Here is a 15,347-nt window from a genome sequence, read left to right as displayed (position 1 = left end):
GGTGCGTTCAGAGCGAAGCTACAACTTGTGGCTGTTCCGACGCCATTCAGTGAAGAAAATGGCGACGGCCGGTGCAGATCATCGCCAGGTCATGCTGATCGCAGGCGGCGATCGATTCAGCGTCTCGCTTGCTGCCCCCCGGCTGAATCACCGCCGTGATCCCACAGCTGGCGGCCAGTTGCACCGTGTCACCGAACGGGAAGAAGCCATCGCTGGCGAGCACGGCTCCGGCCGCCTGCGCTCCGGCCGCCTCCAGGGCCAGCCGGGCCGAGCCCACCCGGTTCATCTGGCCTGCTCCGATCCCGAGGCTGACGCCGCCCCTGGCCACAACGATCGCGTTGGAGCGCACGTGCCGCACCAGGCGCCAGGCAAAACGCAGATCCTCCAGCTCCGTTTCGCTCGGTTGGCGGCGGCTGACCACCTGCCAGGCCTCCTCCGTGACGAGCTGGTCGTCATAGTCCTGCTGCAGCACGCCGCCGAGCACACTGCGCAGCTGCAGGCGGGAGGCCTGCTCCAGCATCGTGGCGGTGAGTTCCAGCACCCGCAGGTTGGCCTTGCCGGCGAGCTGCTCGATCGCCTCGGCGCTGTAGGCGGGGGCAACGACGCACTCCAGGAACAGACCGGTCAGCAGGCTTGCCGCCGGGCCGTCCACGCTGGTGTTCAAGGCCACGATGCCACCGAAGGCTGAAACCCGGTCGGCGTCAAGGGCCCGCTCCAGGGCCTCGGCGACGCTGCTGCCGATCGCGACGCCACAGGGGTTGGTGTGCTTGACCACGACGGCGGCAGGCTGGCCCTGGCCCGAGGTGCTGTCGCCGTAGCCGAATTCGCGGACGGTCGCCAGGGCGGCCTCCAGATCCAGCAGGTTGTTGGTGCTGAGTTCCTTGCCCTGCCATTGCCTGGCGGCGCCCCAGCCGGCCTGGGGTGTGCTGAACCAGCGGGCGCTCTGGTGGGGATTCTCCCCATAGCGCAGGGTTTGCCTGAGCGGCAGCCGGAGATCCAGGCTCGGCTCCGAGCTGCTCAGACGGGACTCCAGCCAGTGGCTGATCGCAGCGTCGTACGCAGCCGTGTGGCGAAAGGCCTCCAGGGCCAGCTGGCGCCGGAACGGCTCATCCAGGCTCCCGGCGGCCAGGGCGGCGAGGTAGTCGCCGTATTGAGCCGGGCTGGTGAGCACGGCCACATCGGCACTGTTCTTGGCCGCGGCCCGCACCATGGCCGGCCCGCCGATATCGATGTTCTCCATGGCCTTCTCCCAGCTCACGGCCGGATCGGCGACGGTGGCGGCGAAGGGATAGAGGTTCACCACCACCAGATCGATCGGCTCGATGGCGTGGGTCTTCAGGTCCGCCTGGTGCTCGGGGTTCTGGCGTCTGGCCAGGATGCCCCCGTGGATGCGGGGATGCAGTGTTTTCACGCGCCCGCCCAGGATCTCGGCAGATCCGGTGTGCTCGGACACCCGGGTGACGGGCAGACCCGCCGCCGCCAGCACAGCTGCGGTGCCTCCGCTCGAGAGCAGGTGAAAGCCGTGGGTGTGATGGAGCGCTTCGGCCAGCGCCACCACCCCCTCCTTATCCGACACACTCAGGAGCGCCGTGGGTGCCATCGCGATTGCGGGACGGAATCGTCACAACCTACCCAGCGCAGCTTCGCCATCCCCCCATCACTTCCGCCATGACCTCAGACCAACTCCGCCAAGGACCGACCCAGGCCGAACACCGTCTGGTGCTGCTGCACGGCTGGGGAGCTGACGCCGATGACCTGCTGGATCTCGGCGAGCAGCTGGCCGGTCCGGAGATCGCCCTGGTGGCCCTGCGAGCGCCTGAACGCCATCCCCTCGGCGTGGGCAGACAGTGGTATGACCTGCAGCAACCGGAGTGGCCCGGCCTGCCGCCGGCCCGGGACGCCCTGCGTCAGAGGTTTCTGGAGCTGAATGACAGCCTGCCCCTGGAGCGCACGGTTGTGCTGGGATTTTCCCAGGGAGCGGCGATGGGCCTCGACGTGGCCAGTGCATTGCCGATCGCCGGGTTGATTGCCTGCAGCGGGTACCCGCACCCCGGCTGGGCGCCCGAGGCCCCACTCACCCGGGTGCTGCTGACCCATGGAGATCAGGATCCGGTGGTTCCACCTGCCGCCAGCGTGGAAGTGCTTCGGCTGTTGCGGCAGGCCGGAGCCAGGGCGGATCTGCTTCGTTTCAAGGGGGGACATTCGATCGATGCCTCCCTCTTTCCCTCCCTGCAGGCCTTCCTGGCCGATCAGTGGCAGGAGACCCCCGGGTCGCCTTGAGCGCAGCCGGGGGAGATGAGGGGTTCAGACGAAGGCGTATTCGTACTCTTCCATTTCCTCCCAGTCGTCGGATCCGGTGGACTCAAGGCCCGCGAACAGGGCTTCTTCACCGATCTGATCGACGATCAGCCGCAGGGATGGAAAGAGGAAATGGTTCTCTTCCGCGTACTGGGCGCTGAACAGGCCCTTCTCGCCCCAGAAGTAGCGATCGGTGGTGTGCTCATTGCGGCGCACGTTCAGCAGGGCCGGAGCAAGCAGGCCGCTCTCGGCGATGAAGCGACGGGCCGCCGTGACCGGCTTGTGCTCTCCGGTTTCGAGGTTGTGGGTGGGGATGTGGGCAAGCACGCGCTGCCCGGCGAGACGACGACGGCTGATCCGCTTGCGCTTCTTAGACATGGAACCACTCCTTGGGGGAGGCGGAGAAGGATGGGGTTGAGGGTGTGACGTGCGTTGGCAAGCCAAGGTGGCCAGAACCCTCTCGGTTGGAGGACCTGGCAACTCCCAAACAACTTTCAGCCGAGAACTTCTGAACCCAGTGGAGCAACGACGCGATGGCGCTGAAAACAGACCATCGAACAGCGGAGGGACGTGCCTGCCTCTGCTGTAGCCTCCGTTGCAAGGAAAGAGCAACCGATGCCGCCATTGCTTCGCGTTGGGTTCCGGCTCGCGGATTGCGAAGTATTGGTCGATACTCAAATCTTAAGGCTTTTCCACGGATTTCCAACGTCGGTTAGGAAATTCCTTTCCTGCGGTTGAAGGCCAGTCGCTGATGGAGATCTCGGCCCGCTTCCAGTCGCTGCTCGGTCATCAGCTCGCCCAGTTTGCCGACCGTCCCGAGCTCAGTGCTCTCGTCGTCTATCTCGCCCTGCCTCTCAACGACGGAAAACCCGGGCTGATCCCCGTCGGCAGGTGGCCGATCACCACCCTGGCCCTGCCGGCGCTGGAGGAGGATCCCAGCCTGCTCAAGCCCAGTGCCGAACGCGCCTGGTTCCCATTGCGGCAGGAGAGCACGTTGCTGGGGGCCCTGAGAGTGGAAACCACCCAGTTGCCCTGGTCACCAACCCTGACCACGCGACTGCAGGAGGTGGCGCACTGCCTGAGCGAGGCTCTGCGCCTCGATCTGGAACAGCAGCGGCTCGAACACCGTCTGGAGCTTCAGAGCCAGCAGTTGCGCCTGCTGGTGCATCAGCTCCGCAACCCTCTGGCCGCCTTGCGCACTTTTGGTCAGCTGCTGAAGCGACGCCTGGAGGGCGATGCCACCAATCGCTCCCTTGTCGAGGGTCTGCTGGCGGAGGAACGGCAGCTCAATCAATACGTCGATGCGATCGACAGCCTCGATCAACGTCCCGGCATCGGCCCCGGCGCGGTGGCTCCCATGCCCTTGCTGTTGCCCCCGACCCTGAGTTCCATCGAGCCGCAACCGCTGCAGGAGCGGCTGGAGCCCCTGCTGCAGCGGGCCGCGGCCACGGCCTCGCTGCAGGGCCGTGGCTGGTCTGGTCCTGGCCAGAGCCCCGCCTGGTGTGGAGACAGCGCCGCCGTGGCTGAGATCCTCGCCAATCTGCTGGAGAACGCCTTCCGTTACAGCCCCGAGGGCACTCCGGTCGGGCTGCGATGTCGGCAGGATCAGGGCGAGCCGTCCAGCCTCCAGATCTGCGTCTGGGATGGCGGTCCGCCGATCGCTGCCGCTGAGCGGCAAGCGATCTTCGAGCCGGGTGTGCGCGGTTCACGGTCCCGGGACCGTCCCGGCTCGGGGCTCGGGCTGGCTCTGGCGCGGGAGCTGGCCCGCAACCTCGGCGGTGAGCTGCGCCTGATCCAGCCGCCAGCTGGCTTTGATCCCGGCCTGCCGGGAGAAGGCAATGCGTTCTGCCTGGAGTTGCCCCCGGCCCTCCCTTCAGCCTGAAAGGGCCAGGGCCGTCAGCAGCAGGCCCAGGCCTTCGGTCCACTCCACGCAGGCTCCGTAGGTGTCCCCGCTGTGGCCGCCCAGCCGTCGGCCCAGCCAGAGTGGCACCAGCACAGCGGGGAGCAGGCCCAGCCAGCCCTGCCAGAACCAGCCTCCACCCACCAGGCTCAGCAGCCCCAGCAGCAGGATTGATGGCCGCAGTTCCCGGGCCAGGCCATGCCAGTGCCGACGGTGGAAGCCGGCCGTCCCCCCTGGCCTGAGATAGGGGAACCAGGCGATGGCCAGCAGCGGGGCGATCCGGCCCCATACCGCCGCCCAGATCAGCGCGAGGGCCACCGCGCCGGCTGGAGCCAGCCCCGCCAGGCAGAGCAGGCCGGCGCCGCGCAGCAACACCAGCACCGCAAAGGCGATCACTCCGCTGGCCCCCACCCGGCTGTCCTCCATCGCCTCCAGGGACCGGTCGCCGGCGGCGAGCCCGTCGGCGGTGTCCATGACCCCGTCGCTGTGCAGGCCACCGGTGAGCACGAGGCCGAGGGCCAGCACCAGGGCAACCACGGCGGCCGGTGCCAGCCGGCTTTCGGTGAGCACCCAGAGGAGGGCCTGAAACCCGCCCAGGCCAGCGCCGATCCAGGGCGCAAAACGGGCGATCCGCTCGAAGCGTGGCGTCAGCCACGGCCAGGCCGGCAAGACGCTGTAGAACACCCAGGCGCCGGCCAGGTCGCGCAACCAGCCGGGCGACCGCTCAGGTCCGGGGGATGGGGAGCTCACGGGTGGATCGCCGCTGGACGGCACCTCTTAAGTTCAACCCACAGTGGACCGAGCCCAGCCTTGTTCCAAGCCGGTGCAGACGCCGACCCTTGAGCGAGCCCACTCCATTCCATTTCGAGCGCACCGCCCATTGCCCGCGCACCAACGCCCGTTGCGGGCGGTTTCACACCCCCCACGGTGTGATCGAGACACCACGGTTCATGCCGGTGGGCACGGCTGCCACCGTGAAGGGGGTCACAGCCGCTCAGCTGGCGGCCACCGGAGCCCAGATGGTGCTGGCCAACACCTATCACCTGCATCTGCAGCCCGGTGAACTGGTGGTGGCCGAGGCAGGAGGGTTGCACCGTTTCATGGGGTGGTCGGGGCCCCTGCTCACCGACTCCGGCGGTTTTCAGGTTTTCAGCCTCGGTGCCATCAACCGCATCGATGACGAAGGTGTGGTGTTTCGCTCCCCTCGCGACGGGGCGCGCATCACACTCACGCCGGAACGCTCGATCGAGATACAGATGGCCCTGGGGGCCGATGTGGTGATGGCCTTTGATCAATGCCCCCCCTATCCGGCCACTGAGGCGGTCGTCGAAGCCGCCTGCCGTCGCACCCATTCCTGGCTTGAGCGTTGCCTGGATGTGCACGCCCGCTCGGATCAGGCGCTGTTCGGCATCGTGCAGGGGGGCACCTATCCCCACCTGCGGGAGCAATCGGCACGGGCGGTTGCGGCGCTCGATCTGCCAGGCATCGCCATCGGTGGGGTCAGTGTCGGCGAACCGGTCGAGGCGATGCACCGGATTGTCCGCCAGGTCACCCCCCTGCTGCCGGAGCACATCCCCCGCTACCTGATGGGGGTTGGCAGTCTGCCTGAAATGGCGATTGCCGTGGCCCAGGGCATCGATCTGTTCGATTGTGTGCTCCCGACCCGGCTCGGACGGCACGGCACCGCCCTGGTGGGAGGGGAGCGCTGGAATCTGCGCAATGCCCGCTTTCGCCACGACCACTCCCCCCTCGATGCCAGCTGCCATTGCCCGGCCTGTGTCCACCACAGCCGCGCCTATCTGCATCACCTGATCCGCAGTGGCGAAATGCTGGGGCGCACCCTGCTGAGCCTCCACAACCTCACCCACCTGATCCGGTTCACAGCGGCGATGGCCACCGCGATCCGCGATGGTTCTTTTGCAGAGGATTTCGCTCCCTGGGAGCCCGGCTCTCAGGCGGCACACACGTGGTAGCGTCCAGGCAAATCTTGTTTTCAGCACCAGGAATGGCCGTTTTTTCCGGGATGCCTGTTCTCAACCTGGCCCAGCTTCCCGAGGCTTACCAGGCGTTCGGTCCACTCGTGGATGTGCTGCCGATCATCCCCCTCTTTTTCCTGTTGCTGGCCTTCGTCTGGCAGGCATCCGTCGGTTTTCGCTGATTCCAGAGCCGGCTGGTCAGCGTTTTCGCTTCAGCGGATTTTCTCCGCTTCGGATCACGTCCCAGGCGAAGGCTGGCAGCGACAGCATTCTTCTCCAGCGGTGGGGTTCCTGATAGAGCCGGAACAACCACTCGATCTGCAGAGCCCCCATCCAGTTGGGGGCTCTTTTTTTTGTGCCGGCCCAGACATCGAAGCTGCCGCCCACGCCCATCCACAGGCCCGGCTGCCCCTGATGCAGCCTCTGAATCCAGATTTCCTGGCGGGGCACGCCGAGGGCTGCCAGGACCAGATCAGGGCGGGCCGCCAGCAGGTCGCGCTCCAGAGCATTCCAGGCTTGATCGCTCTGGTAGCCATCGACCGCCAGAACGAGATTCAGATCAGGCTGTTCCCGCTGCAGCCGCCCCACCAGGGAGGTCATCACTTCTGGGCTGGCCCCCACCAGGGCGACCCGCCAGCCGGCCCCGGCGGCATGGCTCAACAGCCGGTGGGCCAGCTCGATGCCAGGGCTGCGCCGCACGCGATAGCCCTGCAGCCCCAGGGCCCAGACCACCCCCGCTCCATCGGGAATGACCAGCGCGGCGGTTTCCATCACGGCGCCCAGGGCGGGATCCTCCCGGGCGGCCATGGTCATCTCGGCGTTGAGGGTGACGATCTGGCCGCCTCCGCGGCCCTGCAGGGCGATCGCGGCGGCGAACACATCGGGGCAGACATCCACGGGAATGCCCAGCACCCGACTCCTCCCGGAGGATCTCCCGGATGAAGTCCGCACCGATTCAGTCGCCATCGCTGCTGAAGACCCTCGGGGCCGCTGGGAGAATGGAAGGAGAGTACCGACGTGATGTGATCTGCGGCGACTCCATCGGCGGATCCAGCTGGACTTCCCGGTCAATGGCCCGGTTAGCGGCCCGGTCAACGGCAGGATGGCCAGCATTGTGAGTTTCAACCCGTTGGACAGCGCTGGTCAGGGCCTCGGATGGCCGGAGCAGCCTCCGCTGCAGGCACCGCGGACCCTGCCGGAGGCGGAAGCCCAGGATCTGCTGCGACGTCTCGATTCCCAGATCGCCAGGGTCGTCCTGGTGCGACAGCATCCGATCAGTGGTCTGCTGCCGGCCAGCACCGCCCACACGGTGCACGGAAACTACGGCGATGCCTGGGTTCGCGATTGTGTCTATTCCATTCAGTGCGTCTGGGGGCTCGCCCTGGCCCACCGCCGGCTGAATGGAGCGACCACCAGGGTCTTCGAGCTGGATCAGCGGGTGCTTCAGCTGATGCGCGGTCTGCTGGTCGCGATGATGCGCCAGGCCCACAAGGTGGAGCGTTTCAAGAACAGCCTCCACCGCCTCGACGCGATTCACGCCAAGTTCGACACCTCCAGAGGCGATCCGGTGGTGGCCGATGAGGCCTGGGGCCATCTGCAACTCGATGCCACGGCGCTCTACCTGCTCCAGCTGGCCCAGCTCACCCGCGCTGGCCTTGTGGTGGTTCAGAGCCACCATGAGCGGGATTTTCTGCAGAATCTGGTGTATTACATCGCCCGGGCCTACCGGGTCGCCGACTACGGCATCTGGGAGCGGGGCGACAAGGGCAACCATGGCGAACCGGAGCGCAATGCCAGTTCGATCGGTTTGGTCAAGGCGGCGCTCGAAGCTCTCGATGGCCTCGACCTGTTCGGGGGCCATGGGGATGGCAGCCATGTGCTCCACATTCCCCAGCCGCCGGTGATTCGGTTGCGTCGGGCCCTGCAGGCCCTGCTGCCGCGGGAATCGGCCAGCAAGGAGGTCGACAGCGCCTGCCTGGCGGTGATCGGCTACCCCGCCTGGGCTGTGGAGGATCCGCAGCTGGTGGAGCGCACCCGCAGCAAGATCCGCCGTGACCTGGGTGGGATCTACGGCTACAAGCGCTTCCGCCGCGATGGCCATCAGACGGTGATGGAGGACCACCGTCGTCTTCATTACGAGCGGGAGGAGCTGGCCCAGTTCGAAGCGATCGAGTGCGAATGGCCCCTTTTCTTCGCCTACGAACTGGTCACAGCCTGTTGTGAGCTGCGCTGGGAGGAGGCCTGGGGCTGGCGGCAGCGTCTGGCCTCGGTGAGTGTGGAGGTGGAGGGAGTCCCCCTCCTGCCGGAGCTCTATCTCGTGCCGGCTGCCGCGATCGAGGCGGAACGTCGTCAGCCAGGCAGCCAGGCCCGCGTCGCCAATCCCAACGTTCCCCTGCTCTGGACCCAGAGCCTCACCTGGCTCGGGGAGCTCCTGCTCAACGGCCTGATCACGCCGGCGGACATTGATCCCTGCGGCCGCCGAGAACCCATGGCGCCGGGGACGGATCGGGTGCTGGTGGCCCTCGCCCCGGCCAACCCGGCGATCGCAGCGGCCCTGACGGCGGCGGGCCTGCCGGTGAGTGGTGAGGGCAGGGTGGTGCGACAGGCCAGTTCCCAGGAGCTGGCCTCCCGCATGGCCAGGGTGGGCGCCAACGCCGCGCTAGGGCTCAGTGGCCATCCCCCCGTGCGGATGGAAAGCATGGCCACGGCTCGGCTGTACCACGATGCCGATGGACCGATCGCGTTCCTGCCGGCGGCACTCGAGGAGGGCACCTTCTATCTGGTTGATGACCCTGACCAGCTGGCGGACACGGTGCTGAGCGAGCTGCGCCTGTTGCAGCGCCACTGGCGTGGCGCCGGCCACCCCCTGCTGGTGATTCCGGTGGGTGCCGGACCCTTCCAGCGCGATCCCGACGCCGTGATCCGGCTGGGCCAGGCCCTGGCGAGCGGCTGTTTCGAGGGCGTTCCGGTACGGCTCGACCAGCTCGATGCCCTCACGGATCAGGCCTGCTGGGTGAGGTTGCCCGATCCGCTGACCGGCGCCGCCCCTGAGCAAGCCAGCCCAGCGCCGATCCTGCTCAGCAGCACCAGTCAGCAACCGCTCACGCTGCAGCAGGAACAGGAGCTCGAAGAGATCCCGATGGCCGATCTGGCCGAACGGCTCTGGGAGAGCACCTCCTTGAGCGAGCAGGCGGAGCTCCTCGATCAGTTGATGCGCCGGCTCGGCCAGACCGCCATCCTGCAGGGGCCGTCCCGAACCGGTCCGGTGACCTTGCTGGCTCTGGTGGAAGAGGTCTATCGCCGCAGCCTGGCCGAGTCCAACTGGTCGGTGGTGCGGCGTTGCGCCGGCCTGATGCGCCTGGTTCACCCCCAGCTCGAGGATGCCCTCACCGACCTGCTGGTGCTGCAGAAGCAGCTGGTGGTCGGCCGCAACTACACCCGGGATTCCCTGATCACCCAGCCGCAGGGGAGTGGGGCGATCGGCGCCATGATCCAGCGCTTCAGTGGCGAGGATGGCCGTGAGTGGATGGTGCAGCAGGAGCTGCTGCTGGGCCTCGATGGCCTGGCCAGGCAGGAACCGGGTCTGCTCAGGGGCAGCCTCACCCTGCAACTCGGCCAGCTGCTGCTCCTGCTCACCGGAGAGCTGGCCGCGGAGCGTGATCTCACTCCCGATGACGCCTTCGAAACACTCTGCAGCCTCCCTCCCCATGCGATCCGTCGCCGCCTGCGGGCCGTGCTGGCCGATGTGGACCATGCCCGGGAGGCCCTGCGCCGCAAGGAGCAGCTCCACATCAGCGGCCGGGTGCGCTGGGATGTGCCCGATCCTCTCGAAGATCTGCCGGTCGGGAAGGTCTGCTGGTTGCAGCACCGCCAGCGGCTCGGAGCCCTGCAGCGGGTTCCAAGGGATTTCTATGCCGGCATCTGGGACCTGCTGCACCACTGCCAGGGTCTGGTCATCGGCGACAAGCTGGAGCGCCGCAACCGCCTGGACAGTGCCCCATTGATCTCTGAGAAGACCCCCGGAGAGCGCAATTTCGCCTCCCTCGTGGATCACCTGCTCAGCAAGATCGAAGCCTCCGAATATCGGCAGCTCTGCTCCGAAACCCTGCTCTCCCTGGTGGCCTTCGTCGGGGCCAACCCCTCCGCCCGCTTCGATGATTCTCTGGCCCTCGACGTGGTGATCGGCCACGCCGTCCGGGTGGGCTGGCAGCTGGGCCACCCGGATCAGTCGGCCGAGGCGTATGCCCTCCACAAGGCGGAAGCCTGGGATCGCTTCTACCGAGCGTCGCCGGCCAGCTGCCGCCGCTGGCAGATGCTCGCCCTGCGCGAGCTCACCGAAAGCCCAGGGCCGGTGGCCGTTCAGATCGGGGCGTCGAGGGTCATGCAGAGCGACGGCTGATCGACGGCCTGCTCGATCAGGTTGGCGAGCACGAGAGCGCGGGAGGCCTGCTGGCCATTCACCGCGGGGATCTCACAGCCGCGCACGCACTGCAGAAAATGCTCCAGCTCGGCATAGAGGGGTTCGATCGATGTGGTGCTCACCTCTTCGATGAAGCCGTCGTTGCGGTAGAGAAGCTCGCCTTGATCTGCCGACACCCATTCGTGGGCCCGGCGGTGGATGTGAAGGCTGCGGTTGAGGAAGTCGGTTTCCACCAGGCTTTCCCGGCAGTGGGCGCTGAGGCTGCGGATCTTGCGATGGGCCATCTTGCTGGCCGTGAGGCTGGCCACCACACCGTTCTCGAACCCCAGGGTGGCATTGACGAAGTCGATCGGACCTTCGGCACTGCGTCCACCCACCGCCGCCAGACGCACCACCGGAGCCTGGGCCAGTTCCAGCACCAGGTCAATGTCGTGGATCATCAGGTCGAGCACCACCGAAACGTCGTTGGCGCGATCGGCATGGGGACTGTGACGGCGTGCCTCCAGCACCATCACCTCTTCGTTGGCCACCACCTTGAGCAGCTCACGGAAGGCTGGATTGAAGCGTTCGATGTGACCCACCTGGAGCTGGCGGCCGGCCAGCTCGGCGGCCTGAATCAGTTCGGAGGCCTCGTCCTGGTTGGCCGCGATCGGTTTTTCGATCAGCACATGCACGCCAGCCCGCAGGCAGGCCATGCCGACGCGGTGGTGCAGGAGGGTCGGCACAGCGATGCAGACCGCCTCCACATGGGGCAGGAGGTCCTGGAAGTCGGCGAACCAGCGGCAGCCGAACTGCTCAACCGCCAGTTCACCGCGGTGGGCATTGAGGTCGGCGACGCCGACCAGTTCGCCATCGCGCAGCAGGCTGAGAACGCGGGCGTGATGCCAGCCCATGTTGCCGATGCCGATGACGCCCACCTTGACCGGCGCGATGGGATCGCTGGTCATCGCTTCACGCGTACACGGATCAAAACGAACGTCCATCCACCGGTGTGGTCATTATCAACGATCAGGCACTCGGCTCAGCGGTCGGCTCGTCGGAGGCTCGCCGGGTGATCTGCACCCGCTCGATGCGTGGGCCATCCATGACGCTGATCACGAACTGATCACCTTTCCAGCGCAGACTCTCACCGGGGGCCGGGATGTGCTGCAGGCGCTCCAGGAGAAAGCCGGCCAGGGTGTGGTGGCCATCCGCCTCCGGCAGCTTCAACCCCAGCTGACGATTCAGATCGAAGATTTCCAGATCACCAGCCACCAGCCAGCTGTCGTCCTCGATCTGCTGAACATCGGCCTGGCCTGATTCCAGGCTGTCCTCGTCGCCGACGATCTCGCTGGTGAGGTCGGCGACCGTGACCAGTCCCTCGGTGCCGCCGTGTTCATCAACCACCACCAGCAGGGGGTGGCCGCTGCGGATCAGTGGCAGCAACTCGGCCAGGGAGGCCGTTTCCTGCACGCTGGCCACCGCCGAGATGAACGGGGCCAGGGGGGTGTCACCCTGCAGCTGGCCCCTGGCGATCGGTTCGGCCAGCCGGCGCAGATCCAGAACGCCCCGGATGTCATCAAGGGACTGGCCGATCACCGGGAAGCGGGCGTGATGGGTGGCGTGCACCGCATCCATCATCTCGGCGAAACACACGTCGAGCGGCAGGGTCACCATGCCGGAGCGCGGAACCATCACTTCGCGAACAGGCGTGTCGCGGAGTGAGAACACTCCTTCGAGGATGTTGCGCTCATCGGGCAAAAGGCCGGTGACGCTGTTCGATTCGATCAGGGTTTCCAGCTCACCGGCCGAGAGGGCGGGCACCAGGGCATCCCAGTTGCGTGGCAGGCCGAGCAGCCGCAACAGAGCATCGGCCAGGTGCTCCAGCACCGAAAGAAGGGGGGCCAGCGTGAGGTTCACCGACTCCAGCAGCGGGGCCAGCCGCAGGGCTGAGGCTTCCGGCCGATGCATCACCCAGGCCTTCGGCAGGAGGCCGCCCAACAGGGTGGCCAGGCAGACCAGCAGCAGAAACACCAGCACGTCGATCCAGGGGCGGCTGGTTTCGGGATCCAGCCGCACGGCCAGGCCCCTGCCGGCCCAGCCCAGGGCGACCAGGGCGAGGGCCGCCCCCAGCTGGGTGGAGAGCAGGGCGCGGCGCAACCGGCCCTGCAACCGCTCCACCGCCATCGCCCCGCGGAATCCTTCGGCCGCCAGCACCTTGACGCGGCTCGGCCGCAGCCGGATCAGGGCAAATTCTCCAGCGGCAAAGAAACCCAGCAGAGCGATCAGGGCGGCCAGCAGGGCAAGCAGGCGCATGGAGAGGAACGGGGGTAGGGAAGGGGGGATCACTCCACGGTGACGCTCTTGGCGAGATTGCGGGGCTGATCGACATCAAGGCCGCGGTGAGCGGCGATGTGATAGCTCAGCAACTGCATCGGGATCACGGTCAGCAGGGGCGAGAGCAGTTCGTCCACGGCCGGGACCGGCAACAGCACGTCGAACAAGGCGGTGTCGGGGCCCTCAGGGGCCACGCCGATCAGCTGGGCATCGCGCGCCTTCGCCTCCTGGGCGTTCGAGAGCACCTTTTCGAAGACCCGACCAGGCATGGCGATCGACACCACCGGCACTCTCGAATCCAGCAGGGCGATCGGACCGTGTTTCATCTCCCCGGCTGGATAGCCCTCGGCGTGGATGTAGCTGATCTCCTTCAGTTTGAGGGCTCCCTCCAGGGCAATGGGGTAGTTGATGCCACGGCCCAGGAAAATTACATCCTGGGTATCGGCGAACAGATGGGCCAGCTCGGCACAGCGTCGATCGTGCTCCTCCACCAGCTCCTTCAGCTGGGCAGGCAGTGCCCGCAGACCACTCACCAGCTCCTGGAGCTGGGCGGGGCTGCGGCTGGAGCGCCTCTCGGCGAAGGCCAGAGCCAGGCCATAGAACGTCAGCAACTGCCCCAGGAAGGTTTTGGTCGCCGCCACCCCCACCTCGATGCCGGCGCCGATGTCGAGCAGGTGGGGCACCAGCCGGCCGAGCGAACTCTCGGCGCGGTTGGTGATGCCCAGCAACCTGGCGGCATAGGCGGGGTCGGCGATCAGGCCGCGCCGCTCCTCCTCCATCACCAGGGCGGCGAGGGTGTCGGCCGTTTCCCCCGACTGGGTCACCCCGATCGTGAGCGTGTGCGGGGCCAGGGGTGGGGGTGCGTAACGGAATTCGCTGGCGTGGAAGACGCTGGTGGGAATGCCGGCCAGCTGCTCCAGCAGGTAGGCGCCGACCAGCGAAGCGTGCCGGCTGGTGCCACAGGCCAGGATCTGGATCTGCTCCACCCCCTCGAACACTTTTGCCGGCAGGGGAAGAGCCACCAGCGAGGGGGAGCCGGGAGCATCGCTCGGTGGGGGCAGGTGACGGGCCACCCAGAGTGCAGCCGTTTCGGGCTGCTCATGGATTTCCTTGTGCATGAAGTGGCGGAAGCTGCGCTTGTCCGCCACGTGTTCGGTGCCCGTGAGCAGGCTGGGTGTGCGCTGCACCCGGTTCCCCAGCGCGTCGTGGAGCTCGATGCCGAGGGGGGTGAGCAGGGCGACTTCGCCGTCCTCCATCGGCAGGATCGTGCGGGTGAAGCCTGCCAGCGCCGGCGTGTCGCTGGCGCAGAGGAATTCCCCTTCCCCAAGCCCGATCAGCAGGGGCGCCTGGCGGCGCGCCACCACGAGGGCACCGGGGGTTTCGCCCCAGACAACGGCCAGGGCATAGGCGCCGTGCAGCTCGGGCAACACCTGCTGCACGGCCTCAAGCAGCAGGCTGCCGCTGGCCGCCCGGCCGCTGGAGCGCAGCCGGGCGAGGCACTGGCTGATCAGATGTGGGATGACTTCGGTGTCGGTGTCGGAGAGGAAGACGACACCACTGGCCTGGAGCTGCTCCCGCAGACTGCGGTGATTTTCGATGATGCCGTTCTGGACCACCGCCAGTTGGCCAGTGCCATCGAGATGGGGGTGGGCGTTGCGTTCCTCCGGTTTGCCGTGGGTGGCCCAGCGGGTATGGCCGATCCCGCAATGCCCGGCGGCCGGGTATTGCTCGTAACGCTGCTGAAGATTGACGAGCTTGCCCTCGGCCCGCAGGCAGGTGAGCTGCCCCGGCCCGGCTGGGGTGGCCTCGACGGTGGCCAGACCGGCGGAATCGTATCCGCGGTACTCCAATTGGCGGAGGCCTTCGAGCAACAGGGGGGCGGCCTCCCTGGAACCGATTACCGCGACGATGCCACACATGGCCGATGGGCAGCAATTCAGGGTGTTTCTAATGGATAACGCCGTCGCTTGAAACTGGAGAGGTCCAGTCCGCCCATCGCGTCGATCCGTTGCCGGAGTCCGTCGAGCCTGGCACCAGCTGGGGCCTGAACCGGAACGGGACCTGGAATGGGCAGCAAACCAGAACGCAATCCGGCCAGCAAAAAACCCGGCCTGGGCCGGGTCTGGATGCAGGTTGCGGTATGAATGGAGGGTCCGGAGCGCAGCTTCAGTAGGCGAGGCCCATGCTGCGGCTGGTCTCGTCACCGAGATAGACCCGGACGCTCAGGAAATCGGTGGGACAGGCGGTTTCGCAGCGCTTGCAGCCGATGCAGTCTTCGGTGCGGGGTGATGAAGCGATCTGGGCGGCCTTGCAGCCATCCCAGGGGACCATCTCGAGCACGTCGAGGGGGCAGGCACGGACGCACTGAGTGCAACCGATGCAGGTGTCGTAGATCTTGACGGAATGGGACATGCCCTGCCAGGAAGCGAACGGCGTG

Annotated in this window: 13 protein-coding genes; 5 read left to right on the top strand and 8 right to left on the bottom strand. The window is 67.0% G+C overall.

The window, feature by feature from the left end:
- Positions 1-46: 46 nt before the first annotated feature.
- On the bottom strand, positions 47-1,600 hold the full coding sequence (gene purH, locus KQ307_RS04280) for a bifunctional phosphoribosylaminoimidazolecarboxamide formyltransferase/IMP cyclohydrolase (protein WP_259727065.1): 1,554 nt from the start codon (positions 1,598-1,600) through the stop codon (positions 47-49).
- A gap of 68 nt (positions 1,601-1,668) precedes the next feature.
- On the opposite strand from purH, the gene KQ307_RS04275 reads away from it, so the two are divergent.
- Entirely contained in the window at positions 1,669-2,280 is a 612-nt protein-coding gene (locus KQ307_RS04275) for an alpha/beta hydrolase (RefSeq protein WP_259701737.1), read from the top strand.
- Positions 2,281-2,304: 24 nt separating this feature from the next.
- On the opposite strand, the gene KQ307_RS04270 is transcribed toward KQ307_RS04275, so the two are convergent.
- Positions 2,305-2,676, bottom strand: a complete 372-nt coding sequence (locus KQ307_RS04270) for a DUF3155 domain-containing protein (RefSeq protein ID WP_259727064.1) — start codon at positions 2,674-2,676, stop codon at positions 2,305-2,307.
- Between the two features lie 373 nt (positions 2,677-3,049).
- On the opposite strand from KQ307_RS04270, the gene KQ307_RS04265 reads away from it, so the two are divergent.
- Positions 3,050-4,180 (top strand): sensor histidine kinase KdpD, encoded by a 1,131-nt coding sequence (locus tag KQ307_RS04265; RefSeq protein WP_259727063.1) that lies wholly within the window; start codon positions 3,050-3,052, stop codon positions 4,178-4,180.
- Here the strand turns inward: KQ307_RS04265 and KQ307_RS04260 are convergent.
- Entirely contained in the window at positions 4,172-4,948 is a 777-nt protein-coding gene (locus KQ307_RS04260) for an adenosylcobinamide-GDP ribazoletransferase (RefSeq protein ID WP_259727062.1), read from the bottom strand. The two genes, KQ307_RS04265 and KQ307_RS04260, sit on opposite strands and share 9 nt — an antisense overlap.
- A gap of 89 nt (positions 4,949-5,037) precedes the next feature.
- Between KQ307_RS04260 and tgt the strand changes: the two genes are divergently transcribed.
- Together tgt and KQ307_RS04250 are read left to right on the top strand one after the other, a co-directional pair.
- Positions 5,038-6,171: a tRNA guanosine(34) transglycosylase Tgt gene (tgt, locus tag KQ307_RS04255; protein ID WP_259727061.1), complete on the top strand. Its 1,134-nt coding sequence runs from the start codon at positions 5,038-5,040 to the stop codon at positions 6,169-6,171.
- Positions 6,172-6,221: 50 nt separating this feature from the next.
- On the top strand, positions 6,222-6,356 hold the full coding sequence (locus KQ307_RS04250; RefSeq protein ID WP_399235825.1) for a photosystem II reaction center protein K: 135 nt from the start codon (positions 6,222-6,224) through the stop codon (positions 6,354-6,356).
- A 16-nt stretch (positions 6,357-6,372) separates the two neighbouring features.
- On the opposite strand, the gene KQ307_RS04245 is transcribed toward KQ307_RS04250, so the two are convergent.
- Positions 6,373-7,140 (bottom strand): WecB/TagA/CpsF family glycosyltransferase, encoded by a 768-nt coding sequence (locus KQ307_RS04245; RefSeq protein WP_399235794.1) that lies wholly within the window; start codon positions 7,138-7,140, stop codon positions 6,373-6,375.
- A gap of 136 nt (positions 7,141-7,276) precedes the next feature.
- On the opposite strand from KQ307_RS04245, the gene KQ307_RS04240 reads away from it, so the two are divergent.
- A complete protein-coding gene (locus tag KQ307_RS04240) occupies positions 7,277-10,573 on the top strand; it encodes a glycoside hydrolase family 15 protein (protein ID WP_259727059.1) in 3,297 nt (1,098 codons plus the stop codon).
- On the opposite strand, the gene KQ307_RS04235 is transcribed toward KQ307_RS04240, so the two are convergent.
- The 4 genes from KQ307_RS04235 to psaC form a co-directional block, all read right to left on the bottom strand.
- The gene (locus KQ307_RS04235; protein WP_259727058.1) at positions 10,534-11,541 is read right to left on the bottom strand and encodes a Gfo/Idh/MocA family protein; all 1,008 of its coding nucleotides are present in this window, start codon (positions 11,539-11,541) and stop codon (positions 10,534-10,536) included. The genes KQ307_RS04240 and KQ307_RS04235 overlap by 40 nt on opposite strands.
- Before the next feature lie 61 nt (positions 11,542-11,602).
- Positions 11,603-12,889: a hemolysin family protein gene (locus KQ307_RS04230; protein ID WP_259727084.1), complete on the bottom strand. Its 1,287-nt coding sequence runs from the start codon at positions 12,887-12,889 to the stop codon at positions 11,603-11,605.
- Positions 12,890-12,918: 29 nt separating this feature from the next.
- On the bottom strand, positions 12,919-14,829 hold the full coding sequence (gene glmS / locus KQ307_RS04225) for a glutamine--fructose-6-phosphate transaminase (isomerizing) (protein WP_259727057.1): 1,911 nt from the start codon (positions 14,827-14,829) through the stop codon (positions 12,919-12,921).
- A gap of 247 nt (positions 14,830-15,076) precedes the next feature.
- Positions 15,077-15,322 (bottom strand): photosystem I iron-sulfur center protein PsaC, encoded by a 246-nt coding sequence (gene psaC / locus KQ307_RS04220; RefSeq protein WP_259701747.1) that lies wholly within the window; start codon positions 15,320-15,322, stop codon positions 15,077-15,079.
- Positions 15,323-15,347: the final 25 nt, after the last annotated feature.

It is taken from the genome of Synechococcus sp. CS-1326 (genome assembly GCF_025128115.1).
Taxonomy (GTDB): domain Bacteria; phylum Cyanobacteriota; class Cyanobacteriia; order PCC-6307; family Cyanobiaceae; genus Regnicoccus.
Note: the sequence above shows the minus strand (reverse complement) of the source record. Positions and strands in the feature narration are given on the sequence as shown.

What these genes read in the sequence shown, in the direction of transcription:
- purH (WP_259727065.1), bottom strand. Translation starts at nt 1,600, where the DNA reads ATGGCACCCACGGCGCTCCTGAGTGTGTCGGATAAGGAGGGGGTGGTG.
- KQ307_RS04275 (WP_259701737.1), top strand. Translation starts at nt 1,669, where the DNA reads ATGACCTCAGACCAACTCCGCCAAGGACCGACCCAGGCCGAACACCGT.
- KQ307_RS04270 (WP_259727064.1), bottom strand. Translation starts at nt 2,676, where the DNA reads ATGTCTAAGAAGCGCAAGCGGATCAGCCGTCGTCGTCTCGCCGGGCAG.
- KQ307_RS04265 (WP_259727063.1), top strand. Translation starts at nt 3,050, where the DNA reads ATGGAGATCTCGGCCCGCTTCCAGTCGCTGCTCGGTCATCAGCTCGCC.
- KQ307_RS04250 (WP_399235825.1), top strand. Translation starts at nt 6,222, where the DNA reads ATGCCTGTTCTCAACCTGGCCCAGCTTCCCGAGGCTTACCAGGCGTTC.
- KQ307_RS04245 (WP_399235794.1), bottom strand. Translation starts at nt 7,140, where the DNA reads ATGGCGACTGAATCGGTGCGGACTTCATCCGGGAGATCCTCCGGGAGG.
- KQ307_RS04240 (WP_259727059.1), top strand. Translation starts at nt 7,277, where the DNA reads ATGGCCAGCATTGTGAGTTTCAACCCGTTGGACAGCGCTGGTCAGGGC.
- KQ307_RS04235 (WP_259727058.1), bottom strand. Translation starts at nt 11,541, where the DNA reads ATGACCAGCGATCCCATCGCGCCGGTCAAGGTGGGCGTCATCGGCATC.
- KQ307_RS04230 (WP_259727084.1), bottom strand. Translation starts at nt 12,889, where the DNA reads ATGCGCCTGCTTGCCCTGCTGGCCGCCCTGATCGCTCTGCTGGGTTTC.
- glmS (WP_259727057.1), bottom strand. Translation starts at nt 14,829, where the DNA reads ATGTGTGGCATCGTCGCGGTAATCGGTTCCAGGGAGGCCGCCCCCCTG.
- psaC (WP_259701747.1), bottom strand. Translation starts at nt 15,322, where the DNA reads ATGTCCCATTCCGTCAAGATCTACGACACCTGCATCGGTTGCACTCAG.